We start from the raw sequence: 23,991 nt of genomic DNA, 5'->3' as shown, positions 1-23,991 counted from the left end.
TTAATTATTGAAACGGACCGATGCGACCGAGATCGCCGAAGTTCATCCAGACAAAGAAGGCCCTGCCCACGATGTTCTTGTCCGGTACGAATCCCCAGAAACGGGAATCGGCCGAATTATCGCGGTTGTCGCCCATCATGAAGTAGTTGCCTTCGGGCACCTTGCACACCACGCCTTCGACCGAGTAGCGGCAGTTCTCGCGGAACGGGAAGTCGCTGGCACCCGGCACGAAGGCAGGGGCGTTCTCGTCATTGAGGATCTTGTGCTGCTTGCCGCCGAGGTCTTCGTCGAACTGCTTCAGGATGCGCATCGACTCGCCATCGAGGTAGTCGGCGATCGGGGCCTTGCCCACCGGCTGGCCGTTGATCGTGAGCTTCTTGTTCAGGTAGGCCACTTCGTCGCCCGGGATGCCGACCACGCGCTTGATGTAGTCCATGCTGGGCTTGGGCGGGTAACGGAACACCACCACGTCGCCACGCGCCAGCGGCGTGCCGTCGGTGAGCTTGGTGTTGATGACCGGCAGGCGCAGGCCATAGGTGAACTTGTTGACCAGGATCAGGTCGCCGGTCAGCAGCGTGGGCATCATCGAGCCCGAGGGAATCTTGAAGGGCTCGTACAGGAACGAGCGCAGCAGAAACACCACCAGGATCACCGGGAACAGGCCCGCGGTCCAGTCGAGCCACCAGGGCTGCATCAGCAGGCGCTCACTGGCCTTGGCGTCGGTGGTGTCGACCTGGGTGATGCCCTGCCCCGCCAGCCGCGTGTTGCGTTCGGCGATGGAACTGTCGAGCGCAGCAGCGGCACGTTCACGCTTCGGCAGGAAATAGAAGCGCTCGGCCAGCCAGTAGACCCCGGTGACCACCGTGGCCACGAACAGCAGCAGCGCGAAGTTGCCTTCGAGCGCGCCGAAATACCAGGCGCCGACATAGCTGGCGAACGCCGCGAGAACCAGGGTGGTGAGGTATGCCATGTTCGTGGTGATCAGTCTTCGACTTGCAGAATCGCGAGGAAGGCCTCTTGCGGGACTTCGACGGAGCCGATCTGCTTCATTCTTTTCTTGCCCGCCTTCTGCTTCTCGAGCAGCTTCTTCTTGCGGGAGATGTCGCCGCCGTAGCACTTGGCGAGCACGTTCTTGCGAAGTGCCTTGATTGTCTCACGCGCGATGATCGTGACCCCGATGGCCGCCTGGATCGCCACGTCGTACATCTGCCGCGAAATGATCTCGCGCATCTTCGACACCACAGCCCGGCCGCGGTACTGCGACTGGCTGCGGTGCACGATGATCGACAGCGCATCGACCTTGTCGCCGTTGAGCAGGATGTCGACCTTCACCACGTCGGAGGCGCGGTACTCCTTGAACTCGTAGTCCATGGAGGCGTAGCCGCGGCTCACCGACTTCAGCTTGTCGAAGAAGTCGAGCACGATCTCGCCGAGTGGCATCTCGTAGGTCAGCATGACCTGGCGGCCGTGGTAGGCCATGTTCAGCTGCACACCGCGCTTCTGGTTGGCCAGCGTCATGACGGAGCCGACGTATTCCTGCGGCATGTACAGGTGCACGGTGACGATGGGCTCGCGAATCTCCGCCATCTTGCCGACGTCGGGCATCTTGGACGGGTTCTCGACCATGATGACTTCGCCGTCGTTGCGCACCACCTGGTAGACCACGCTCGGCGCGGTCGTGATCAGGTCCTGGTCGAACTCGCGCTCCAGTCGCTCCTGCACGATCTCCATGTGCAGCAGGCCGAGGAAGCCGCAGCGGAAGCCGAAGCCGAGCGCCTGGCTCACTTCGGGTTCGTAGCGCAGCGACGAATCGTTGAGCTTGAGCTTCTCGAGCGCGTCGCGCAGCGAGTCGTACTCGCTGGCTTCGGTCGGGTACAGGCCGGCAAACACCTGCGGCTGGATTTCCTTGAAGCCGGGCAGCGCCTCGGTGGCCGTGGCGGCCGCACCGCCGGTGCCGGGCCGGATCAGCGTGACCGTGTCGCCGACCTTGGCGGCCTGCAGCTCCTTGATGCCCGCGATGATGTAGCCCACCTCGCCGGCTTCGAGCGACGCACGCGCTTCGTTGGCGGGCGTGAAGACGCCGATGCTGTCGGCGTTGTACATCGCGCCCGACGCCATCATCTTGATGCGCTCGCCCTTGACCAAGCGGCCGTCGACCACGCGCACCAGCATGACGACGCCGACGTAGGCGTCGAACCAGCTGTCGATGATCATCGCGCGCAGCGGGCCGTCGGGATTGCCGCGCGGTGCGGGCATGCGCGCGACGATGGTCTCGAGAATGTCGTCGATGCCGACGCCGGTTTTTGCCGAGCACGGAATCGCGTCGGTCGCGTCGATGCCGATCACGTCTTCGATTTCGGTGCGCGCGTTGTCGAGGTCTGCGTTCGGCAGATCGATCTTGTTGAGCACCGGGATCACTTCGACGCCGAGGTCGAGCGCGGTGTAGCAGTTGGCCACTGTCTGCGCTTCGACGCCTTGCGATGCATCGACGACGAGCAATGCGCCCTCGCACGCCGACAGCGAGCGGCTCACTTCGTACGAGAAGTCGACGTGGCCCGGTGTGTCGATCAGATTGAGGTTGTAGACCTGTCCGTCGCGTGCCTTGTAGTGCAGCGCGGCGGTCTGCGCCTTGATGGTTATCCCACGCTCTTTTTCGATGTCCATCGAGTCGAGCACCTGCGCTTCCATCTCGCGCTCAGCGAGACCGCCGCAACGCTGGATCAAACGGTCTGCGAGTGTCGACTTGCCATGGTCGATGTGCGCAATGATCGAAAAATTTCTGATGTGATTCATCAACGGGAACGCTTAAGTACTTGAATTGGCTCGGGCGCCGAGGGGCGAGGCCAAGAAAAAAGGGCGCGTCTTCTGGAGACGCGCCCTGAACCAACAAGCAATGGCAACTGCAGTAGTTGGAACTTCATTGTAGGCAAAAAGGGAAGCACGTACATCCGGGAACAGGGTCCAAAGGGCTCGTTGCAGGTCCACAACATTAAAGATACAAACAGGTTATCCACAGGAACGGTGGAGCACTCACTGAACAACTTGTGGGCGATCTGTGGAGCACCGGTGGACGGCTGTCTGACATCTCGCATCGTGAAGGCCTTCGCCCTCTTTATGCGCTGACTGGCTGCCGAGAGCTGTCTATTCTACCGAAATCCATCCTTAGCCCCTTTATAAGTTAGTGAATGCAAACAAATATTGGCGTTTTGGAGGCCTCGGATTTTTTTAGAGGCCGGCGCCGAAGCGTCGTAAACACCTCGAAAAAATGGCCCCAAACCCGACTGCCGGGTGGGGCCACTTGACGCCGACGCCGTATCAGCGTGCGGGTCGGATCAGCGCGTACTGCGCCCAGTCGCCCCGGCGGTAGAGCACGCTCAGCGACTTAGCCTTGTCCGCCTTGGCCACCGCAGCCTCGAATTCGCGGGCATTCGCCACCTCGAGATTGCCCACGGCCAGGATGACGTCGCCCTCGCGCAGGCCGGCCCGTGCCGCCGCGTCGTTGGCAGCGTCGACCTTCACGCCGCCCTTCAGCTTGAGTTCTTTCTTCTGCGCATCGCTGAGGTCGCTGACCGCGAGGCCGAGCGACTTGAGGGCTGCGGATGCGGGCGGCTTCGCAGCCGGCTCGTCGCGGTCGGCGGCGCGCTTGGCGGGCTTGTCCGGTTCGATCTCGGCAATGGTCACGCTCAGGTCGCGCGAGTTGCCGCGGCGGAACACGGTCAGCGTGCTCTTGGTGCCCGGCTTCGTATTGCCTACGAGGCGCGGCAGGTCGCTCGGCTTCTCGATCGCCTTGCCGTCGAACTTGGTGATGACGTCGCCTGGCTCCACGCCAGCTTTCTCGCCCGGCGAACCGGCTTCGACGCCGCGCACCAGCGCGCCCTGCGCCTTGCCCAGGCCGATGGCCTCGGCCACGTCCTTGGTGACCTGATCGATCTGCACGCCGATGCGGCCGCGCGACACGCGCCCCGCGGTGCGCAGCTGCTCGCTGACGCGGATCGCTTCGTCGATCGGTATCGAGAACGAGATGCCCATGAAGCCGCCCGAGCGCGAATAGATCTGGCTGTTGATGCCCACCACTTCGCCGCGCATGTTGATCAGCGGACCGCCCGAATTGCCGGGGTTGATGGCCACGTCGGTCTGGATGAACGGCAGGTACTCGCCGGTGTCGCGCTGCTTGGCGCTCACGATGCCGGCCGTGACGGTGTTCTCGAGGCCGAACGGCGAACCGATCGCCATGACCCACTCACCGACGCGCAGCTTCGAGATGTCGCCCACCTTCACCGCGGGCAGGCCCGTGGCTTCGATCTTGACCACGGCCACGTCGGTGCGTTTGTCGGCGCCGATGATCTTGGCCTTGAACTCGCGCTTGTCGGGCAGCGTGACCAGCACCTCGGAGGCGTCTTCCACCACGTGCGCATTGGTCATGACGTAGCCGTCGCCCGTCAGGATGAAGCCCGAGCCCACGCCGCGCGGGCGCTGCTCTTCCTCTTGCTGCGGACGGTTCGGGCGCGGCCCCTGGCGCGGGGTGCCCGGCGCCGGCTGGCCGAAGAAGCGGCGGAAGAACTCCTGCATCTCCTCGTCCATCTCGCCGTTGCCGCCGCCGCGCTGCGCAACCTTCTCGACAGTGCGGATGTTGACCACGGACGGGCCGACCTGGTCGACCAGGTCGGTGAAGTCGGGCAGCGTGCGCGTCTGCGCATGCACCGACTCGACCGGCAGGAAAGTGGCACCGGCCGTCAGTGCCAGCGCAAAGGCCAGCAGACCGGAACGAAGCTTGTGTCCCTCGACTTTGAACATCATCGGTTGTCTTTCCAAAAGAACAGAGCTGCAAATAACGACAGAGGCTATGAGTAGGCTACGTCGGCTTGGTTCAGCATGAACGCCTGCATGGCGTCAGCCCATCGCCCGTCAGCGCGTGCGCGCGAGGCTCTGGGCAAAGGCATTGAGTGTCTGCTGCGGCACCTCGCCGACCGCAGTCAGCCACCAGTCGCTGGCCGGTGCGGGCAGGCGCCGGCGGATCGCGTTGGTGGCGCCGATGGTCAGCACGCCGTCGCTGGGCGTGCGCGTGGGGTCGTAGCGTTCGATGAAGAGCGAGACCGTCGCGAGGCCGTCGGAGAAGGTCCACTGGACGGTGCTCGCCTCGGGCTTGGGCGGTTTGCCGTCGCCGCTGGGCGGCGCGGGGCGCCGATAGAAGCTTCGGGGCTTGAATCCGGCCACGGGTGTGCGCAGCATCCAGCCTTCGTCCTGAGCGGTGCTGCGCTCGAGCTCGAGCTTCTCGATGCGGTAGCCGGTCGTGTTGGCCATCATCTGCGCCAGCGCCTGCGCCTTCACGGGCGCATCGAGCTGCAGCTCGGAAAACGCCGACTGCTCGACCACGCGGGTGTCGCTGTCGACGGTCTGGAGCTTCACCACGAGACCGGAGCGCCGTTCGCTCCAGATGCGGTAACCGAAGCGCAGGCCGTCGCGCGGCACGAGCTGCACGACGTCGGCGTCGAAGCCCGCGACGCGGTCCTTGCCGATCGCGCGCACGTCGTAGTAGTCGCCCACCGACGAATCGGGCTTGTCGGGCAGATTGGGAAAGAGGTCGAGGTTCTCGCGCTTCTCGACCTTCACGACCTTCGCCTCGGGCAGGAAGGTCATCACGTTGCGGTTGCGCCGGAACGTCGAGCGCGGCGGGCCCGACAGCGCTTCGATGCGCTCCAGCTGGTGATCGCCGTCGCGCACATGCCAGATGCGCGCGCTCGACAGGTCGCCGCCCGGGGCCGACACCACGAAGGTGCCCACGTAGCTGCGTTGACGCGCACCGGCGTGCATGCGCTGCAGCCACTCGGTGACGCCCATGGCCGGCGGCTCGTCGTTCTGCGCCGAGGGCACGCTCTTCGTGTTGGCCGGCCCATAGCGGGTCTGCGCGACGGCCATCTGCCCCAGGCAGAGAACGGCTAACACGAGCACGAGGGTGCGTGCGGAAATCGGCATGTGAACGGTCATTGCAGGCGGCGACGGGCGCGCAATCAGCGCGTGGGGCCCTCGAAGGTGGCGTTGCGCAGGAAACCGGAAGGCATCTGCGATGCACCACCGGCCTGCTGATGGGCTTCGAGCAACTGGTCCAGACGCGGATCGCGCAGCATGACCTGCGGGTTGCCGTTGCCGACCAGCACACGGGTCGGCGTCAGGGCGCCGTTGCCGGGCAACGCGTTGGCACCGGCAGCGGCCGCCAGCACCGAATTCGCCACGGGCGGCTGCACTGCGGCCAGTTGGGCACCGCCGTTCGGCACCGCGGCGCCGTTGCCGACCAGCGTCCAGCTGATGGCCGCCACGGCCATCAGCGACGCGGCGCCCGCCACCAACTTCCAGCGGAACACCGGCTCATTGGCTGCCTCGGCGCGTTGCCGCATGGGCATCGCGGCCGGCACGGCGGCGAGCGGTGCCACGGCCACAGGAGGAGCGATCACGACCGGCTCTTCGGCAAGCCGCTGCTGAAAACGCGCCAGGAAGGCCGACGTGTCGCTGCAGCGCGCATGCGCCGACGAGCGCAGCACATCACCCACCACGTGGTACGCGTGCCAAGCCGCACGCGAGTCATCTTCAGCGCAGACGGATTCGATCGCACGCGCGAACGCCTCGCCCTGCAATTGGCCGTCCGCGAGTGCGGACACCTGTTCCCGAACCGTCATCGTCTGATTCATGTCATTCACCTGCTGATCTACCAACGCTTGCCGGACTGGTTGTCCAGCAGCGGCTTGACCCTGGCCGAAATGGCCTCGCGCGCCCGGAAAATACGCGAACGCACCGTGCCGATCGGACAATCCATGACCTCGGCAATCTCTTCGTAACTCATCCCCTCGATCTCGCGCAGCGTGACGGCCTGGCGCAACTCGGTGGGGAGCGCTTCCATGGCAGCCTCGACGGCGCTGGCGATTTCATTCGCCGCCATGACCGATTCGGGGGTTTCATCGGTGGTTGGTTCGTTTCCGGGGCGGTAAGTTTCATCTTCGTCGTCCGAGGACGAACGCAGTGCGCTTTCGGAGACGGTGGGGTCGCGCTTCATGTCCACCAGCGCCTTCTTGGCGGTGTTCACCGCGATCCGGTACAGCCAGGTGTAGAACTGCGCCTCGCCGCGGAACTGGTGCAGCGCGCGGTAGGCGCGAATGAAGGTCTCCTGGGCAATGTCCTCGACCAGGTCGACGTCGCGCACCATGCGCCCGATCAGGCGTTCGATGCGTCGCTGGTACTTGATGACCAGCAATTCGAACGCCTTCTGGTCGCCCGCGACGGTGCGCTGGACCAGCTGGAAGTCGACCTCACCCGGGCGCGGCGCCTCGGCTGCCCCATCGGGCAGCACGGACTCCGGGGGCACGGGCGGCAAGGAAGTGGTCATCGAAACGGGTCAGGGCGCATCGGCCGGAGCGGTCGCGCGCCAGGGGTCGCCGGCCGGTTCGGCCGCTGGGGGCCGCGCGTAGACCGCACGGCGCACGTCGCGCCAGCGCTCGGGCATGGCCCGTTGCTCGAGCCAGACCCAGCGTGCCGCACGACCGGGTTCAGCCAGGCGGATCAGCAGCAGCGACTGAAAATCGAGCGCCACGATGGCGCGTGCAGCAAGCACGCCGCGCGAGGGATCGGCACCGGTCAGCGACCAGTGCAATCCGTCGAAGTGCAGCATGGCCGCACCATCCCGCCGCAGGCCGAAGCCCGCAGCGACACCAGAAAAGACGACGCTGAGCAGCAGCAGCAACTGGCGCCAGCCATTGCTATCGAACAGATAGCAGGCCGCGCCCGCGCAGCAGACGCCCAGGGTCCAAAGGGCGAGAAGAATCCGGGTTGCGCCGCGGGTGCGCCCCACCGGATAGGTCACCGACGGTGCGCTGTGCATGGGAGAGCGACGCTCAAGCGCGCTTGAACACCAGCGTACCGTTGGTACCGCCGAAGCCGAAGTTGTTCTTGACCGCGACATCGATCTTCAGATCGCGCGCCTCGTTGGCGCAGTAGTCGAGATCGCACTCCGGATCCTGGTTGAAGATGTTGATGGTCGGCGGGCTCTTCTGGTGATGCAGAGCCAGCACCGTGAACACCGATTCGATGCCGCCCGCGCCGCCCAACAAGTGGCCGGTCATGGACTTGGTCGAATTGACGACGAGCTTCTTCGCGTGATCGCCGAAGGCGAGCTTGACCGCATTGGTCTCGTTGAGGTCACCGATCAGCGTCGAGGTGCCGTGCGCATTCAGGTACTGAACCTCGTCGGCATTGACACCTGCGTTGGCCAGCGCCATCGCCATCGACCGGCGGGGGCCGTCGACGTCGGGCGCGGTCATGTGGTACGCGTCGCCGGTCATGCCGAAGCCAGAGACTTCGGCGTAGATCTTGGCGCCGCGCGCCTTGGCGTGTTCGTACTCTTCGAGCACCAGCACGCCGGAGCCTTCGCCCAGCACGAAGCCGTCGCGGTCCTTGTCCCACGGGCGCGAGGCCGTGGCGGGATCGTCGTTGCGCGTGCTCAGCGCGCGAGGGGCGGTAAAGCCGCCGATGCCGAGCGGAGAGATGGTCGATTCGGCACCGCCCGCGATCATGACGTCGGCATCGCCGTACTCGATCATGCGTGCCGACGTGCCGATGGCATGCAGGCCGGTGGTGCAGGCAGTGACCACGGCGATGTTCGGGCCCTTGAAGCCGTACTTGATCGACACGTGGCCCGAGATCATGTTGATGATCGACGCCGGCACGAAGAACGGCGAAATGCGGCGCGGGCCGCGGCTCGCGTATTCACCGTGCGTCTGTTCGATCATCGGCAGACCGCCGATGCCCGAACCGATGTTGCAGCCGATGCGCACGGCCTTTTCATAGGACAGCGCGTCGCCGGTCGGCAGTCCGCTGTCCTGCACCGCCTGGATGGCGGCGGCAAGTCCCAGATGAATGAAGCGGTCCATGTGACGCGCTTCTTTCTCCGAGATGTATTGGGTGATGTCGAAACCCTTGACCTCACCGGCGAACTTGCAGGCGAAAGCGCTTGCATCGAACGCGGTGATGTTCGCAATGCCCGACTTCCCGGCCAACAGGTTGGTCCAGGATTCGGTTGCGGTGTTTCCGACAGGAGCGATGCAACCGAGCCCGGTCACGACGACGCGGCGTTTGGTCATGCCGGCAAACCTTTCTGGAAGCGCTGGACAGCTGCCGATCGGCGCGGGCGGTTGAAAAAGAGCCGCCGGCCGTCGTTGCAGTGTCAGCTGGCCGATCAGGCCTTTTGATTCTTGGTGGCGTAGTCGACGGCGTTCTGCACCGTCGTGATCTTCTCTGCGTCTTCGTCCGGGATCTCGATGCCGAACTCGTCTTCGAGTGCCATCACGAGTTCGACCGTGTCGAGCGAGTCAGCGCCGAGGTCGGCCACAAAAGCCTTTTCGTTCGTCACTTGGGACTCTTCCACGCCGAGCTGCTCGGCGATGATTTTCTTGACACGTGCTTCGATATCGCTCATTTGATTCCCTCTAAGGGTTGTAGGTAACTGGTGGATTTTAGCCGGGCGGCCCGTGGCATTTGCCCCGAGCTCCGGTACGGAAAAAGATTGCGCCTTTCGGCTACATGTGCATGCCGCCGTTGACGTGCAGTTCCTGCCCCGTCACGTACGACGCCTGCGGCGATGCAAGGTAAGCCACTGCATGCGCGATGTCAGCCGGCTTGCCCAGGTGGCCCAGCGGGATCTGCGAGAGCAGCGCCTGTTGCTGGGCTTCCGGCAGGCTGGCCGTCATGTCGGTCTCGATGAAGCCCGGCGCGACACAGTTGACCGTGATGTTGCGGCTGCCGAGCTCGCGGGCCAGCGCGCGGGTCATACCCGAAACACCCGCCTTGGCGGCCGCGTAGTTGGCCTGCCCGGCATTGCCGGACGCACCCACCACGCTCGTGATGCTGATGATGCGGCCATAGCGCTGCTTCATCATCGGGCGGATCACCGCGCGCGAGAGGCGGAACACGGCCTTGAGGTTGGTGTCGAGCACCGCATCCCAGTCGTCGTCCTTCATGCGCATGGCGAGCGTGTCGCGCGTGATGCCGGCGTTGTTGACCAGCACGTGGATCGCGCCGTAAGCCTGCACGATCTCATCGATCAGGGCTTCGACGGCAGCGCCATCGTTCACGTCGAGCGCACGGCCGCGACCGTCGAACGCGCTCAGGGCCTGAGTGATCTTGGCAGCGCCGTCGTCGGTGGTGCCGGTGCCCACGACCTTGAGGCCGCGTTGCGCCAGCTCAAGCGCAATGGCAGCGCCGATGCCGCGCGTTGCGCCGGTGACCAGGGCGACCTGGCCTTCGAATTTGGGAATGCTCATAAAAGAGAAAGAGTATCGGTGCCTGGCGGCGTTCAGCCGGCGAGCGATTGTCGGACGTCCGCGAGAGTGGCCGGGTCGTACACCGACGCGGCGTCCAGTTCAGGGGCAATGCGCTTCACCATGCCGGCCAGCACCTTGCCGGGACCGCACTCGATGATGGAGGTTACGCCGCGCAGTTTCAAGGCCTGAACACTTTCGACCCAGCGCACCGGGCCGGCGGCTTGGCGCACCAGGGCGTCGCGGATGCGATCGAGGTCGGTCTCGACGGCCACGTCGATGTTGTTGAGCACCGGGATCTGCGGTGCGGCCAGCGCCACGCTCGCGAGCTTCTCGCGCAGGGCTTCAGCCGCCGGCTTCATCAGGCTCGAATGGAACGGTGCCGACACCGGCAGCGGCAACGCACGCTTGGCGCCATTGGCCTTCAGCAGCTCGCAGGCCTTGTCGACCGCGGCCTTGCTGCCGGCGATCACGGTCTGCATCGGATCGTTGAAATTCACGGCCTCGACCACCTCGGCGCTGCCCGGCCCGAACGTGGCGGTGGCTTCCGCGCAGCCGGCGATGACCTTGTCCGACGCCATGCCGAGGATCGCCGCCATCGCGCCGACGCCGACCGGCACCGCCTGTTGCATGGCTTGCGCACGGAAACGCACCAGCGGCGCCGCCTGTGCGAGCGTCAGCACGCCTGACGCCACCAGCGCCGAATACTCGCCCAGCGAATGACCAGCCACGACGGACGGCGCCTGGCCGCCCTCGGCCAGCCAGGCGCGCCAGGCGGCCACACCGGCCACCAGCATCACGGGCTGCGTGTTGGTGGTGAGCGCCAGCTCTTCCTTGGGACCGTTCTTGATCAGTGCGCCGATGTCTTCGCCCAGCGCTTCGGAGGCTTCGCGCAGGGTCTCGGCCACCGCCGGGTGATCGCCCCAGGCGTCGAGCATGCCGACCGCCTGCGAGCCCTGACCCGGAAAGACAAAAGCAAAGGATTTCATTGTTGTTTCTTCGTCACCGCGCCGACGCCCGCTTCGGGGCGCCGCGACGCACTACAGATTCAATAGCACCGCGCCCCAGGTGAAGCCACCACCCACGCCTTCCAGCATGAGAGTTTCACCCTTCTTCACCTTGCCGGAGCGCACAGCTTCGTCGAGCGCCAGCGGGATCGAGGCGGCCGAGGTGTTGCCGTGCTCATGCACCGTGACGACCAACTTCTCGCGCGGCAGCTTCAGCTTCTTGGCCGTGCCTTCCATGATGCGGATGTTGGCCTGGTGCGGGATCAGCCAATCGATGTCGGCCTCTGTCTTGCCTGCCTTGGTGAGCGTGGCGCGCGCGGCCTCTTCGAGCACGCGGACCGCCAGCTTGAAGACGGCCTGGCCGTCCATGTGCAGCAGCGGCGTGCCGAGCACGTTGCCGCCCGACACATGGCCCGGCACACACAGGATGCCGACGTGCTTGCCGTCCGCGTGCAGGTCGCTGGCCAGGATGCCGGGCTCGTCGGAGGCCTCGAGCACCACCGCGCCCGCGCCATCGCCGAACAGCACGCAGGTGGTGCGGTCGTTGAAGTCGAGGATGCGGGAGAACACTTCGGCGCCGATCACCAGCGCGCAGCGCGCGGTGCCCGTGCGAATCATCGCGTCGGCCACGGTCAGTGCGTAGACAAAACCGCTGCAGACCGCCTGGACGTCGAAGGCCGGACAGCCGGCGATGCCGAGCTTGTGCTGAAGGATCGCGGCCGACGACGGGAACACCATGTCCGGCGTCGAGGTCGCGACGATGATCAGGTCGACGTCGCTTGCCTTGCGGCCGGCGGCTTCCAGCGCATGCTTCGCGGCCTCGAGGCCGAGGTCGCTGCTGCTGACATCGGGCGCCGCAAAGTGGCGCGCGTGGATGCCGGTGCGCTCGACGATCCACTGATCGGAGGTTTCGATGCCGCGTGTCGCCAGATCCTTGGCAAGATCGTCATTGGTGACGCGGCGGGGGGGCAGATAGCTGCCGGTGCCGGTGATGCGCGAAAAAGGGGTCATCAAGCGTGAAGGGCTGTCGCGTCGGCCGGCGCCGCCGACTCCTGCCGCGCGAGCAATGGCGCGGCGTGGGCGATGCGGGCCCGCACGCGATCGAGCAGGTTGTTGCGAGCGGCATCATAAGCGCGATCCAACGCATGGCCGAAAGCCACTTCGTCGGCCGAGCCATGGCTCTTGAACACCAGCCCGCGCAGGCCCAAAAGAGCTGCGCCGTTGTAGCGACGGTGATCCAGGCGACCTTTGAACGCTTTTAGCACCGGGTAAGCGACAACTGCAACCAGTTTGGTGAAGATGTTCCGCGAGAATTCGACGCGAATGAATTCGCCGATCATCGAAGCGACGCCTTCGCTGGCCTTCAACGCCACGTTGCCGACAAATCCATCGCACACGACGATGTCGGTCGTGCCCTTGAAAATGTCGTTGCCCTCCACGTTGCCGTAGAAGTTCAAATCCTTGGAGTTGGCCGCCGTACGCAGCAGTTGGCTCGCCTTTTTGATGGTTTCGCTGCCCTTGATGGCCTCTTCGCCAATGTTGAGCAGGCCTACCGAAGGCGACTCGTTGCCGGTCAGCGCCGAAACGAGCGCCGAACCCAGCACGGCGAACTGCAGCAGATCTTCTGCGTCGCAATCGACGTTCGCGCCGAGATCGAGCACAGTGGTCGCCCCGCCCTTCACATTCGGCAGTTGGGGCGCAATGGCGGGACGGTCGATGCCATCGAGCGTCTTGAGCAGATAGCGCGCGATGGCCATCAATGCACCCGTGTTGCCAGCAGATATGGCCGCTTGCGCGGTGCCATCCTTGACTTGCTGGATCGCAACACGCATCGAAGAGTCTTTCTTCTTGCGCAGGGCGATTTCGATGGGATCGTCCATGCCGACCACTTCGCTGGCCGGCACGATGCGAGCGCGCGGATGATCGGCAAACCCCGCCAGTGCGACCGGCGCACCGACGAGCAGCAACGAAGCTTCGCTGTGCCGCTCAAGAAACGCGCGGCAGGCCGCGAGCGTGACACGCGGCCCATGGTCACCCCCCATGCAATCCACGGCGAGCGTGATTGCGGCGGGCGCAGCAGTGAGTTCGGGAGAAAAAGGCGCAGCCATCAAAACAAAGGCCCGACGCTACGGCAAAAGTAGCTTCGGGCCTTGGCCTTGGGATTCGAGATCAGGCTTCGGACTTGTTCTTGAGCACCTGACGGCCACGGTAGAAACCGTTGGGGCTGATGTGGTGGCGCAGGTGCGTTTCGCCGGTGGTCGGCTCCACGGCGATGCCGGGAACAACCAGAGCGTTGTGTGAACGGTGCATGCCGCGCTTGGAAGGCGACTTCTTGTTTTGCTGGACGGCCATGATGGCTCCTGGACGGTTAGGTGGGTGACTGGATGCGGGCTCAAGCGGTGGCAATGAGACGAAAGCTCCGGCGGCATGCATGGAATGCCACGTTCTGCCTTTGCCTTGTTTGCATTGCTGCTCAAGGCGGCGCGCGCGAAGCCCATGATTATAGCCCAGCCGCAGAGAAAGGGCTACTTGCCCTCTTCCGGCTTGCGCGGACGCAACGCGCCGAGCACGGCAAAGGGGTTCGGCTTGGCCTCTTCGGCCGCCTGAAAATCGTCGTCGCTCGAGGACAGGCGAACCGGCGTAGGGCACTCGTCGTGCACCGGCATGGTGGGGATTTCCATCAGCAGTTCGTCCTCGATGAGCTCGCGCAGATCGAAATCGCGGCTGATCACCAGCAGGTCTTCGTCGGAGTCTTCATCTTCCGCCTCGGCCGTGGCTTCGTCGGCCACGAAACGGAACCAGCGGTCCACGAACAGGTCGGTATCGACGGGGGACAGGCAGCGCTGGCACACCAGCGGCACGGTGGTTTCGACGTCCAGGTGCAGCCAGGACGTCGCCTTGCCGTCGGCACCGGGGCGCTCCTCGCCGGTCGCTTCCCAGCGGACCACGACGTCGGTGGCCGGCGTTGCCAGTTCGGCAACGAGGCGCGCAAAGCCCGGGACCGGGTCGTCGCCTTCCAGCGTGGCGGCCGCCGCGGTGAACGCGGGCACATTGAGCCTTTCGGGGGCAAATTCTCTCTTCATCCGCCCCAGTCTAGCGCGCCCGCGGGCTTCCCAGGCGAGCAACCCACCGGACGGGTCGGGTCCGGTCGCTCACGCACAATCGCTGCATGCAACGCACCGTGATCCTTGCCTCGACCTCGCGCTACCGCCGAGAACTGCTCACCCGCCTCCATCTGCCCTTCGACATGCACGCGCCCGACGTCGACGAAACTCCGCACGCAAACGAAACGCCCCGCGCGCTGGCAGAGCGCCTGGCGCTGGAAAAGGCCAATGCCGTGGCCGCGCGCTTTCCCGACGCGGTCGTGATCGGCTCCGACCAGGTCGCCGACCTGGCGGGTGAAGCGCTCGGCAAGCCCGGCGACCACGCGCGGGCCACCACCCAATTGCGCCGGATGCGCGGCCAGACGCTGATCTTCCAGACCGCCGTGGCCGTCGTCTGCCATGCCACGTTCTTCGTCCAGCGCGACATCGCCCCCGTGCGCGTGGTGTTCCGCGACCTCTCGGACGCCGCCATCGAGCGCTATCTATTAGTGGAGCAGCCTTATGACTGCGCCGGCAGCGCCAAGAGCGAAGGCTTCGGCATCGCGCTGCTCGACGCCATCGACAGCGACGACCCGACCGCGCTGGTCGGCCTGCCCCTGATCCGCACCTGCCGGATGCTGCGCGCCGCGGGGGTCGACCTGCTGTGACCACCCCAGGCAAGCTCTATCTCGTCCCCGCCCCGCTCGATTTCGGCTGCGATCTCCAGGCGCCGTTGCAGGACGCCCTGCCGCTGGGCACGCTGCAGACGGCCGCCAGCATCACGCACTGGATCTGCGAAAACGCCAAGTCGGCGCGCGCCTACCTGAAGCGCATCGATGCGGTCGCCCCGCTGGCCGCGCCGCTGCAGGCGCAGAACATCCAGGAGCTGCCGCGCGAAGTGCACAAGAAAGGCGACCACGCGGGCCAGTTCGACGCCCGCCCGCTGCTGGCTGCAGCCCTCGAAGGCCACGACGTCGGCCTGTTGAGCGAAGCCGGCATGCCCGCCGTGGCGGACCCCGGCTCGTCGGTGGCGCGCGCCGCGCACGACCTGGGCATCACCGTCGTGCCGCTCATCGGCCCGGTCTCGCTGCTGCTGGCGCTCGCCGCAAGCGGCCTGAACGGACAGAACTTCGCCTTCGTCGGGTACCTGCCGCAGGACGGCGGCGAGCGCCAGGCGCGCATCCGCGAACTGGAGGCGCTCGCGCTCAAGACCGGCCAGACCCAACTCTTCATCGAAACGCCGTACCGCAACGCCGCCTTGCTGCAGGCACTGGTGCAGACGCTGCAGCACAACACCCGGCTCGCCGTCGCGCGCGGCCTGACGCTGGCGACCGCGCAGGTCCGCAGCGAGACGGTGAAAGCCTGGCGCGCCGCCAAGCCGCAGGCCACGACCGACGAGCGCCTGCCCGCCGTGTTCGCGATCGGGCGCTGACGGTGGGGCCGGGCGTCACGGCCGGTACGCGCTGGGCGTCGCGCGCCCAGTTCTTCGCGTCGGGCTTCATCTTTGCGACCTGGGGCGTGCACGTACCGACGGTCAAGGCGCACTACGCCATCGACGAGGCGCAACTCGGGCTCGCCATGCTCGCGGCAGGCGCCGGCGCGATGGTCGGCCTGACCAGCGCCGGGCGCTGGATCGGCCGCCACGGCCCGCGCCGCATGGCCGCGCTCTGCGGCTGCATCTACGCATTGCTGATCGCCGGCCTCATCGCGATGCCGGGCTACGCCGCACTGCTGGGCCTGCTCGCCGTCTTCGGCCTCGTCACCAGCGTGTTCGACGTGGCGATCAACGCCGAGGCCGCGCAGCTCGAGTTGCGCGGCAATCAGCCGCTGATGAGCGGCATGCACGGCATGTTCAGCCTTGGCGGCATGGTCGGGGCCGCGAGCGGCAGCGCGGCGCTGGCCGCCGGCATGGCGCCGCAGACGCACCTATGGACCGTGGCCGTGGCGATGATCGGCGTGGTCGCGATCGCGTCGACGCGCATGCTGCCTACGCCGGCCGCGCCCGCTGACGGCGCGGCCGCAGCGGACCACGGCTTCCGCCTGCCGCGCGGGGTACTCGCGGTGCTCGGCGTGCTGGCCGCGCTGGGGCTGATCGCCGAGGGCGCCATCTACGACTGGAGCGTGCTCTACATGCACCAGGAACTGGGCAGCCCGCAGCAGCAGGCCGCGCTGGCCTATGCGAGCTTTTCCGCCGCGATGGCGGCCGCGCGTTTCGGTGGCGACGCAATGCGCGCGCGCTTTTCGCCGACCGCCCTGCTGCGCGGCAGCGGACTACTCGCAGCGGCGGCCATGACGCTGGTGCTGCTGACCGATCTGCCATGGCTCGCATTGCTGGGCTTTGCGGGGGTCGGCGTCGGTTTTGCGAACGTGGTGCCGATCCTGTTCGGGGCCTCGGCCCGCGTGCCGGGTGTGGCACCTGCCAACGGCATTGCCGCCGTGTCGGCCATCGCCTATCTGGGATTCATGGCGGGGCCCGCGGTGATCGGCCTGCTGGCGCGGGTCAGCTCGCTGACCGCCGCGCTCTATGTGGTGGTGGCCTTTGCCGCCGCGCTGGCGGCCTCGGCCAAATTCACCGGCAGCGGCGACAACAGCGCCGCCTGAAAAAAGCCGCGCTCAGCGCAGCGCTGGCGAGGTCTTCAGCGCACCCACCGAGGCCGCGCCCATGGCGGCGCCGAACTTCTTGGCCAGCTTCTCGGCCACGTTGTCGCGGCGCGTGTAGTCGATGACTTCCTCGGCCTTGATCACCTCGCGTGCCACGAAGTCGACGTTGCCCAGCTGGTCGGCCAAGCCGAACTCGACGGCCTGCTCGCCGCTCCAGAACAAGCCGCTGAACAGCCCCGGGGTATCGAGCTTGAGGCGGTCGCCGCGGCCCGTCTTCACCACGTTGATGAACTGCGTGTGGATCTGGTCGAGCATCGACTGGGCATGCGCGCGCTGCGCGTCGTTCATCGGGCTGAACGGATCGAGGAAGCCCTTGTTCTCGCCGGCCGTCAGCAGCCGCCGCTCGACGCCGACCTTTTCCATCACGCCGGTGAAGCCGAAGCCGTCCATCAGCACGCCGATGCTGCCGACGATGCTGGCCTTGTCGACAAAAATCTTGTCGGCGGCGGCGGCGATGTAATACGCCGCCGATGCGCAGGTTTCTTCGACCACTGCATAGACCGGCTTCTTGTGCTTGGCCTTCAGGCGTCGGATCTCGTCGTTGATGATGCCGGCCTGCACCGGGCTGCCGCCGGGCGAGTTGATCAGCAGCACCACGCCCTTGGCGCCCTCGTCCTCGAAGGCCGTTTTCATGGCGGCGATCACGAACTCGGCGCTGGCGTCGCCGCCGTTGGCGATCTCGCCCTTGATCTCGACGACGGCCGTGTGAGCCGTGGTCTTGGCGGTGCTGGGCGTGCTGCGCGACAGCGCGAACCAGGCCAGGAACACGAAAAAGGCCAGCCAGCCCAGGCGCACGAAGGTCTTCCAGCGGCGCGTGGCCTTCTGCTCGTTCAGGGAGGCAAAAGCGAGTTTCTCGAGGGTGGCGCGCTCCCACCCGGGGCGCTGTGTGGGGTCTTGGGCCATGGTGCGGGGACTGTCTTGGGATGTCGTGAGGGGGGCGGCCGGCTCCAGCGGTTCGAAACCCCGGGGTTCCCTGCGGTTCGGATCGGTCATGTCAGAAGGAAAGAGGTTGGAGGTTCCAGTCAGTATGCCAGTGCACCACGCCGTCTTCTTCGCTCAGCGCGATCTTCACGAGCCCGCCGCGGCACGGCCCGCCCGCGCATTCGCCGGTGTCGGGCTTGTAGACGGCGCCGTGGGTGGCGCACAGCAGCCACTGGCCGCTGTCGTCGAAGAAGCGGTCGGGCTGGAAGTCCATCTCCATCGCCACGTGGCTGCAGCGATTCAGGTACGCATGCGGCAGGCCCTCGAAGCGGACCGCGAAGGCGCGGCAGGTTTCGCCGCCATGGACCACATCGAAGGGCACGGCGTTGCCGCCCTCGACCAGGTCCGAGGCATTGCACAGCGGAATACGCTGGTCGCTCATGCTGTGCCCCTCAGGCGTTGCCGAGCAGCCAGGCCTGCAACTCGGCGATCGATTGCGCCACGTACAGCGGCTTGAATTCGTCGAAGGTCGACGACGCGTGCGCGCCGAAGCCCACGCCCACGCTGGCACAGCCGGCGTTCTGTGCCAGCTGCAGGTCGTGCGTGGTGTCGCCGATCATCAGCGTGCGCTCGGCCGGCACCTCGAGCTCTTCCATGAGTTCGAGCAGCATGCGCGGATGCGGCTTGCCGAAGGTTTCGTCGGCGGTGCGCGAGGCGTCGAAGCGGTCGCGCAGCGCCACAGTCTTCAAGGCTTCGTTGAGACCTCGGCGCGACTTGCCCGTGGCCACGGCCAGCTTGTGGCCGCGCGCGCGCAGCGCATCAAGCATCGGCAGCACGCCGTCGAACAGCACGAGGTCGTCCTGGTGCTGCAGGAAGTGGTAGCGGTAGCGGGCGCCGAGTTCGGGGTACTTTTCTTTCGGCACATCGGGCGCCGCGCGCGCGAGCGCCTCGGCCAGGCCCAGGCCGATCACCCAGGCGGCATCGTCCTCGCTGGGCTTGGCGCCGCCGACATCGACCACGGCCGCCTGGATGCAGCGCACGATCAGGCGGGTGGAGTCGTAGAGCGTGCCGTCCCAGTCGAAGGCGATCAGGTCGAAGCGCGGGGGACGTGCAGGGCGGGCGGAAGAATCAGTCATGGGCCGTGGGGTGGGGTGTTGCGCCATCGCCTCGAGCGCCGCGCGCGACATCAGCGCATGCAGCTCGGGCGGCAGTCCGGCCTGCAGCGCGATGCGCTCGCCGCTGGCCGGGTGGTTGAATTGCAGCCGCCACGCATGCAGGAACATGCGCTTGAGGCCGAGTTTGTGCAAGGCGCGCTGCCGATCGGACTCGCCGTATTTGTCGTCGCCCGCAATCGGATGCCCGGCCGAGGCCAGGTGCACGCGGATCTGGTGGGTGCGCCCGGTCTTGATGGTCACCGCCAGCAAAGACAGCGGCGCGGCGTCGCCCGGCAGGCTGAGGCGGGCCAGGACGCGCACCAGCGTGATGGCGCGCATCGCGTCGGGGTGGTCCTTGGCGACCACGCGCACGCGGCGTTCGCCGGCACCGGCGCCCGAGCCGTCGGGCAGCAGGTACTTGGCCAGCGGCGCGTCGAGCACCTTCTTGTTGGCCGGCCAGTCGCCTTCGACCAGCGCTAGGTAGGTCTTGCCGGTTTCACGCTCGCGGAACTGGTCCTGCAATGCCACCAGCGCGCTGCGCTTCTTGGCGACCAGCAGGATGCCGGAGGTTTCGCGGTCGAGCCGGTGCACCAGCTCCAGGAACTTGGCGCCCGGACGCGCCGTGCGCAATTGCTCGATCACGCCGAAGCTCACGCCGCTGCCGCCGTGCACCGCGACGCCGGCGGGCTTGTCGATGGCCAGCACGGCCTCGTCTTCGAGCAGCACCGGAAATTCGCGTGCCGGCGCGGGCGGTGTGGCGCCCTCTTCGGCGCGCGGCGAAATTCGCACCGGCGGAATCCGGACCTGGTCGCCGTCTTCGATGCGGGTGTCGGCCTGGACGCGGCCCTTGTTGATGCGCACCTCGCCCGACCGGATGATCCGGTAGACGTGCGTCTTCGGCACGCCTTTCAGATGGCGAAACAGGAAATTGTCGAGCCGCTGCCCTGCGGATTCGGCGTCGACGGTCAGGAAGTGGATGGCCGCGTGCGGCGTGCCGGCGTCGGCGCCCGCGGGTCGATCCGCGGGATTTGGAGCCCCCGTGGGGCTTTTCTTCGCACCTATAATGTTTTTCACCAGCGCGGTCGTGTAAGTGCTTGATTAGACAGAAGTTTAGAGCACTGACGACCATGCTGTGAGGTCGATGCCGCTTTGGCGTCCAGCCCGCAAACCCCGCGCAATCGCGCAAAGTGGCAGGCCAGGCACCCAAGTCAAGCCGACACCCACGAAACACCGATACGGAATACCCAGCCTGCAGCTTCCAAGCTGCAGGCGGATCGAAGCGAGTCCCTTGTTGTGTTGATGCTGCTGATTCAAATATGCCTGCGCTGGTCGACCTGGTTTCGACCAGTCGCCTCAGGCATTGAATCGCCCGCAGTGCGCGCCACCCTTGCGCAACCGGCTGTCAAAAAGACAGCCACCCAACACCGAATCTGGCTCGCGCCCATCCACGCGCCCCCACCCCGGCTGTCTTCTTGAGCTGACGCTCGAGAGGCCTGCTCGCGCCTGACGCGGCAGTCACAGCATCCGGGGCCAAGCGGCAATTCCCTGGTTTCGCGGGCGTCGTCCGTGCATCGTTGGCTCGTCATGAGCCGGTAAACGATACATATAAGGACAACGCATCATGAAGCGGATGCTGATCAATGCCACGCAGGCCGAAGAACGCCGCCTGGCCATCGTCGACGGGCAGAAACTGCTCGACTACGAAATCGAAATCGAAGGGCGCGAACAGCGCAAAGGCAACATCTACAAAGCGGTCGTGACCCGCGTCGAGCCGTCGCTCGAAGCCTGTTTCGTCGACTACGGCGAAGACCGCCACGGCTTCCTGCCGTTCAAGGAAATCTCCAAGCAGTATTTCGCCGAAGGCGTGTCGGCCAGCCAGGCCCGCATCCAGGACGTGATCCGTGAAGGCCAGGAACTCACCGTCCAGGTCGAAAAGGAAGAACGCGGCAACAAGGGCGCGGCCCTCACCACCTTCATCTCGCTGGCCGGCCGCTATGTCGTGCTGATGCCGAACAACCCCCGTGGCGGTGGCGTGTCGCGCCGCATCGAGGGTGACGACCGCGCCGAGCTCAAGGAGGCGATGGACCAGCTCGAGTACCCGAAGGGCATGAGCATCATCGCGCGCACCGCCGGCATCGGCCGCTCGGCGCCCGAACTCCAGTGGGACCTGAACTACCTGCTCAAGCTCTGGAGCGCCATCGACGGCGCCGGCAAGGGCGGCAAGGGCGCCTTCCTGATCTACCAGGAATCGTCGCTCGTCATTCGCGCGATCCGTGATTACTTCAATCACGACATCGGCGACATCCTGATCGACACCGACGACATCTACGACCAGGCGCAGCAGTTCATGGCGCACGTCATGCCCGAGCATGCAGCCCGCGTGAAGCGCTACCGCGACGACGCGGCGCTGTTCAGCCGCTTCCAGATCGAGCATCAGATCGAGTCGGCCTACGCCCGCACCGTGCAGCTGCCCTCGGGCGGCGCCATCGTGATCGACCACACCGAGGCACTGGTCTCGGTCGACGTGAACTCGGCCCGCGCCATCAAGGGCGGCGACATCGAAGAGACCGCCACCCGCACCAACCTCGAAGCCGCCGACGAAGTGGCCCGCCAGATGCGCCTGCGCGACCTGGGCGGCCTGATCGTCATCGACTTCATCGACATGGACGAGTCGAAGAACCGCCGCGAAGTCGAAAGCCGCCTGCGCGACGCGCTGCGCCAGGACCGCGCCCGCGTGCAGTTCGGCTCGATCAGCAAGTTCGGCCTGATGGAAATGAGCCGCCAGCGCCTGAAGCCGGCGCTGTCCGAAGGTTCGTCGATCCCCTGCCCCCGTTGCGGCGGCTCGGGCCACATCCGCGACACCGAATCGAGCGCGCTGCAAATCCTGCGCATCATTCAGGAAGAGTCCATGAAGGACAACACGGCCGCCGTGCATGTGCAGGTGCCCGTGGAAGTCGCTTCGTTCCTGCTGAACGAAAAGCGCCCTGAAATCGCCAAGATCGAACTCAAGCAGCGCGTCACCGTGCTGATGGTGCCCAACAAGACGCTCGAAACGCCGAACTACAAGCTCGAGCGCCTGAAGCACGACGATCCGCGCCTCGACCACATCGAAGCCAGCTACAAGATGGCCGACGAGATCGAAGACCCGACCTCGGTCACGCGCCGTTCGCAAGAACCCACCAACAAGCAGACGCCGGTCATCAAGGGCGTGCTGCCGGACGCACCCGCGCCCGTGGTGCCGCCCAAGCCCGAAGCGGTGCGCGCAACTGCGCCCGCCCCGGCACCGGTGGCCCCGCCCGCGGTGGTTGCCCCGGCCCCGGCACAGACCGGCTTCATGGCCTGGATCAAGAGCTTCTTCGGCGGCGGCTCGCCGGCGCCCGCACCGGCTCCGGCGCCCAGCGCCATTCCGGTAGAAGCACCCAAGCCCCGCCGCGACGGCGGCCGTGGTGCAGGCCGTGACGGCGAAGCGCGCGGTGCGCGCGGCGCCGACGGCGAACAGCGCCGCGGTGGACGCGGCGGCGAAGGCCGTGGCGAAGGCGGCGGCCGTTCGGGTGGACGCGACGGCGAGCGCCGTGGCGGACGCGGCGGCGAGCGCCGTGAAGGCGGCGGCGGTGAACGCCGCGGCGAGGCTCGCAACACCGAGCAGCGCAACGACAGCACCAACCCGGCACGCGAGCAACGCGAACCGCGCGAGGCACGTGAAGCACGCACCCCGCGTGACGGCGAACAGCGCCGTGGCGGTCGCGGCGAGCGCCGCGAAGGTGGCGAAGGCCGCAACGCGCCGGCCGAGGCCCTGCTCGACGGCAACCTGAACCTCGACGCGCAGCAACAGCAGCCGGCACCCGGCGGCGACGACAACGGCAATGCCGCAGCGGAACGCGCACCGCGCGCCCGCGGCGAGCGCCGTGAACGTGGCGAGCGTGGTGAACGTGGCGGCGAACGCAACGAACGCGGTGAGCGCAACGGCGACACGCAGCAACAGCCGCGCGACGAAGCAGCGCCCGCCGGCGACGGCGAGCGCCAGCCCCGCAACGGCCGTGGCGACGAGTCGCGCGGCCCGCGCGGTGAGCGCAACGACGGCCGCCGCGAGCGCCGCAACGACGCGCCTGCAGCCAATGAAGGCGACGCACGCGTGGCCGAGTCGGCTGCCGCAGGCGATGCCGAGCAAGGCAACAACGAAGGCAACGAGCAGCAAGCCCCGCGCCGCGAAGGCGAAGAGCGCCGTGGCCGTTCGCGCGACCGTTACGGCCGTGACCGCCGCGAACGTGGTCCGCGTGACGACGCCGGCAACGGTGGCAACGAAGCCAATGCCGCAGAAGCCGCACCGGTCGCCGAAGGCGCCGTGGCAGCCGAAGCCCAGGCCGAGCGCCAGCCGCAGGAGCAACTGCCGCTGGTGTCGGAAGCCGTTGCAGTGGTCGCCGCGACTGAAGTGCGCGAAGTGCGCGAGCCCGCACCGCAAGTGCAAGAGCAGCCGCGCTTCGAGCGCCCCGCTGCCCCCGCACCGGCACCTGTCGCCGCACCCATCGTGGTCGAAACGGCCGCCAAGCCCGCAGCAGCAGCACCCGCCAGCAATGGCCGCGCACTGCCCAAGGTGCAGTCCTTCGAACTGCCGCTGAACGAACTCGCGCAGATCGCTGAGAGCTCGGGCCTGCAGTGGGTCAACTCGGATGCCGACCGCATCGCGCAAGCGCGCGCCGCGATCGCCGCCGAGCCGAAGCCGGTGCATGTGCCACGCGAGCGCCCGCCGGTGATCGTGCGCGACGAAGGCCCGCTGGTGCTGGTCGAAACCCGTCGCGACCTCGGTTCGATGGCGCTGCCGTTCGAACAGCAGCAGCCGCAGGAACAGCAGCGCTCGCTCTGAGCC

At 66.6% G+C, this 23,991-nt stretch carries 22 protein-coding genes and 1 pseudogene; 4 read left to right on the top strand and 19 right to left on the bottom strand.

Translation table 11 applies throughout. The annotated features are described in order from the left end of the window. Window positions 1-4: 4 nt before the first annotated feature. The 15 genes from lepB to GFK26_RS13900 all read right to left on the bottom strand — a co-directional run bounded on the left by lepB (window position 5) and on the right by GFK26_RS13900 (window position 14,391). Entirely contained in the window at window positions 5-970 is a 966-nt protein-coding gene (gene lepB, locus GFK26_RS13970) for a signal peptidase I (RefSeq protein ID WP_153282472.1), read from the bottom strand. 11 nt (window positions 971-981) lie between these two features. Further along, a complete protein-coding gene (lepA, locus tag GFK26_RS13965) occupies window positions 982-2,793 on the bottom strand; it encodes a translation elongation factor 4 (RefSeq protein WP_153282471.1) in 1,812 nt (603 codons plus the stop codon). 522 nt (window positions 2,794-3,315) lie between these two features. Further along, window positions 3,316-4,797, bottom strand: coding sequence for a DegQ family serine endoprotease (locus tag GFK26_RS13960; RefSeq protein ID WP_153282470.1), 1,482 nt, complete (start codon window positions 4,795-4,797; stop codon window positions 3,316-3,318). Between the two features lie 108 nt (window positions 4,798-4,905). After that, a complete protein-coding gene (locus GFK26_RS13955) occupies window positions 4,906-5,985 on the bottom strand; it encodes a MucB/RseB C-terminal domain-containing protein (protein ID WP_153282469.1) in 1,080 nt (359 codons plus the stop codon). Window positions 5,986-6,008: 23 nt separating this feature from the next. Further along, window positions 6,009-6,683 carry a sigma-E factor negative regulatory protein gene (locus tag GFK26_RS13950; RefSeq protein WP_153282468.1) on the bottom strand — a complete coding sequence of 225 codons (675 nt, stop codon included), beginning with the start codon at window positions 6,681-6,683 and terminating at the stop codon, window positions 6,009-6,011. A gap of 17 nt (window positions 6,684-6,700) precedes the next feature. Then, window positions 6,701-7,375, bottom strand: coding sequence for an RNA polymerase sigma factor RpoE (rpoE, locus tag GFK26_RS13945; RefSeq protein WP_225616939.1), 675 nt, complete (start codon window positions 7,373-7,375; stop codon window positions 6,701-6,703). A 9-nt stretch (window positions 7,376-7,384) separates the two neighbouring features. Further along, window positions 7,385-7,867, bottom strand: coding sequence for a hypothetical protein (locus GFK26_RS13940; RefSeq protein WP_153282467.1), 483 nt, complete (start codon window positions 7,865-7,867; stop codon window positions 7,385-7,387). Window positions 7,868-7,880: 13 nt separating this feature from the next. Then, the gene (gene fabF / locus GFK26_RS13935) at window positions 7,881-9,125 is read right to left on the bottom strand and encodes a beta-ketoacyl-ACP synthase II (protein ID WP_153282466.1); all 1,245 of its coding nucleotides are present in this window, start codon (window positions 9,123-9,125) and stop codon (window positions 7,881-7,883) included. A gap of 95 nt (window positions 9,126-9,220) precedes the next feature. Continuing rightward, window positions 9,221-9,460, bottom strand: a complete 240-nt coding sequence (acpP, locus tag GFK26_RS13930; protein WP_007830471.1) for an acyl carrier protein — start codon at window positions 9,458-9,460, stop codon at window positions 9,221-9,223. Window positions 9,461-9,560: 100 nt separating this feature from the next. After that, window positions 9,561-10,304: a 3-oxoacyl-ACP reductase FabG gene (fabG, locus tag GFK26_RS13925; RefSeq protein WP_153282465.1), complete on the bottom strand. Its 744-nt coding sequence runs from the start codon at window positions 10,302-10,304 to the stop codon at window positions 9,561-9,563. 32 nt (window positions 10,305-10,336) lie between these two features. Then, on the bottom strand, window positions 10,337-11,290 hold the full coding sequence (gene fabD / locus GFK26_RS13920) for an ACP S-malonyltransferase (RefSeq protein WP_153282464.1): 954 nt from the start codon (window positions 11,288-11,290) through the stop codon (window positions 10,337-10,339). 51 nt (window positions 11,291-11,341) lie between these two features. Next, entirely contained in the window at window positions 11,342-12,319 is a 978-nt protein-coding gene (locus GFK26_RS13915; RefSeq protein WP_153282463.1) for a beta-ketoacyl-ACP synthase III, read from the bottom strand. Then, entirely contained in the window at window positions 12,319-13,416 is a 1,098-nt protein-coding gene (gene plsX, locus GFK26_RS13910) for a phosphate acyltransferase PlsX (RefSeq protein ID WP_153282462.1), read from the bottom strand. The genes GFK26_RS13915 and plsX overlap by 1 nt, the downstream gene beginning before the upstream one ends. A gap of 61 nt (window positions 13,417-13,477) precedes the next feature. Further along, entirely contained in the window at window positions 13,478-13,660 is a 183-nt protein-coding gene (gene rpmF / locus GFK26_RS13905; RefSeq protein WP_007830466.1) for a 50S ribosomal protein L32, read from the bottom strand. A gap of 173 nt (window positions 13,661-13,833) precedes the next feature. Further along, on the bottom strand, window positions 13,834-14,391 hold the full coding sequence (locus GFK26_RS13900; protein WP_153282461.1) for a YceD family protein: 558 nt from the start codon (window positions 14,389-14,391) through the stop codon (window positions 13,834-13,836). Between the two features lie 86 nt (window positions 14,392-14,477). On the opposite strand from GFK26_RS13900, the gene GFK26_RS13895 reads away from it, so the two are divergent. From GFK26_RS13895 to GFK26_RS13885, 3 genes are read left to right on the top strand one after another with little or no spacing between them, the layout of a single operon-like run. After that, window positions 14,478-15,059, top strand: coding sequence for a Maf family protein (locus GFK26_RS13895; RefSeq protein WP_153282460.1), 582 nt, complete (start codon window positions 14,478-14,480; stop codon window positions 15,057-15,059). Then, a complete protein-coding gene (locus tag GFK26_RS13890) occupies window positions 15,056-15,823 on the top strand; it encodes an SAM-dependent methyltransferase (RefSeq protein ID WP_153282459.1) in 768 nt (255 codons plus the stop codon). Before GFK26_RS13895 ends, GFK26_RS13890 begins: the two co-directional genes overlap by 4 nt. A 2-nt stretch (window positions 15,824-15,825) precedes the next feature. Then, window positions 15,826-16,992 (top strand): MFS transporter, encoded by a 1,167-nt coding sequence (locus GFK26_RS13885; RefSeq protein ID WP_153282458.1) that lies wholly within the window; start codon window positions 15,826-15,828, stop codon window positions 16,990-16,992. Window positions 16,993-17,004: 12 nt separating this feature from the next. Here GFK26_RS13885 and GFK26_RS13880 read toward each other — a convergent pair whose 3' ends face one another. The 4 genes and pseudogenes from GFK26_RS13880 to GFK26_RS13865 form a co-directional block, all read right to left on the bottom strand. After that, window positions 17,005-18,045 carry a S49 family peptidase gene (locus GFK26_RS13880; protein WP_153282457.1) on the bottom strand — a complete coding sequence of 347 codons (1,041 nt, stop codon included), beginning with the start codon at window positions 18,043-18,045 and terminating at the stop codon, window positions 17,005-17,007. Window position 18,046: 1 nt separating this feature from the next. Next, on the bottom strand, window positions 18,047-18,415 hold the full coding sequence (locus GFK26_RS13875; RefSeq protein WP_062475569.1) for a Rieske (2Fe-2S) protein: 369 nt from the start codon (window positions 18,413-18,415) through the stop codon (window positions 18,047-18,049). 10 nt (window positions 18,416-18,425) lie between these two features. Further along, complete coding sequence (locus GFK26_RS13870; RefSeq protein WP_153285967.1) at window positions 18,426-19,109, bottom strand: HAD family hydrolase; 684 nt, start codon at window positions 19,107-19,109, stop codon at window positions 18,426-18,428. A 6-nt stretch (window positions 19,110-19,115) separates the two neighbouring features. Continuing rightward, a pseudogene (locus tag GFK26_RS13865) lies at window positions 19,116-20,201 on the bottom strand (RluA family pseudouridine synthase); the annotation flags it as partial. 547 nt (window positions 20,202-20,748) lie between these two features. Here GFK26_RS13865 and GFK26_RS13860 point away from each other — a divergent pair. Further along, window positions 20,749-23,988, top strand: a complete 3,240-nt coding sequence (locus tag GFK26_RS13860; RefSeq protein WP_153282456.1) for an Rne/Rng family ribonuclease — start codon at window positions 20,749-20,751, stop codon at window positions 23,986-23,988. Window positions 23,989-23,991 lie beyond the last annotated feature (3 nt).

Source organism: Variovorax paradoxus, from assembly GCF_009498455.1.
GTDB classification, from domain to species: domain Bacteria; phylum Pseudomonadota; class Gammaproteobacteria; order Burkholderiales; family Burkholderiaceae_C; genus Variovorax; species Variovorax paradoxus_H.
The sequence above is the reverse complement of the archived record's forward strand: the minus strand, read 5'-3'. Positions and strand labels throughout refer to the sequence as shown.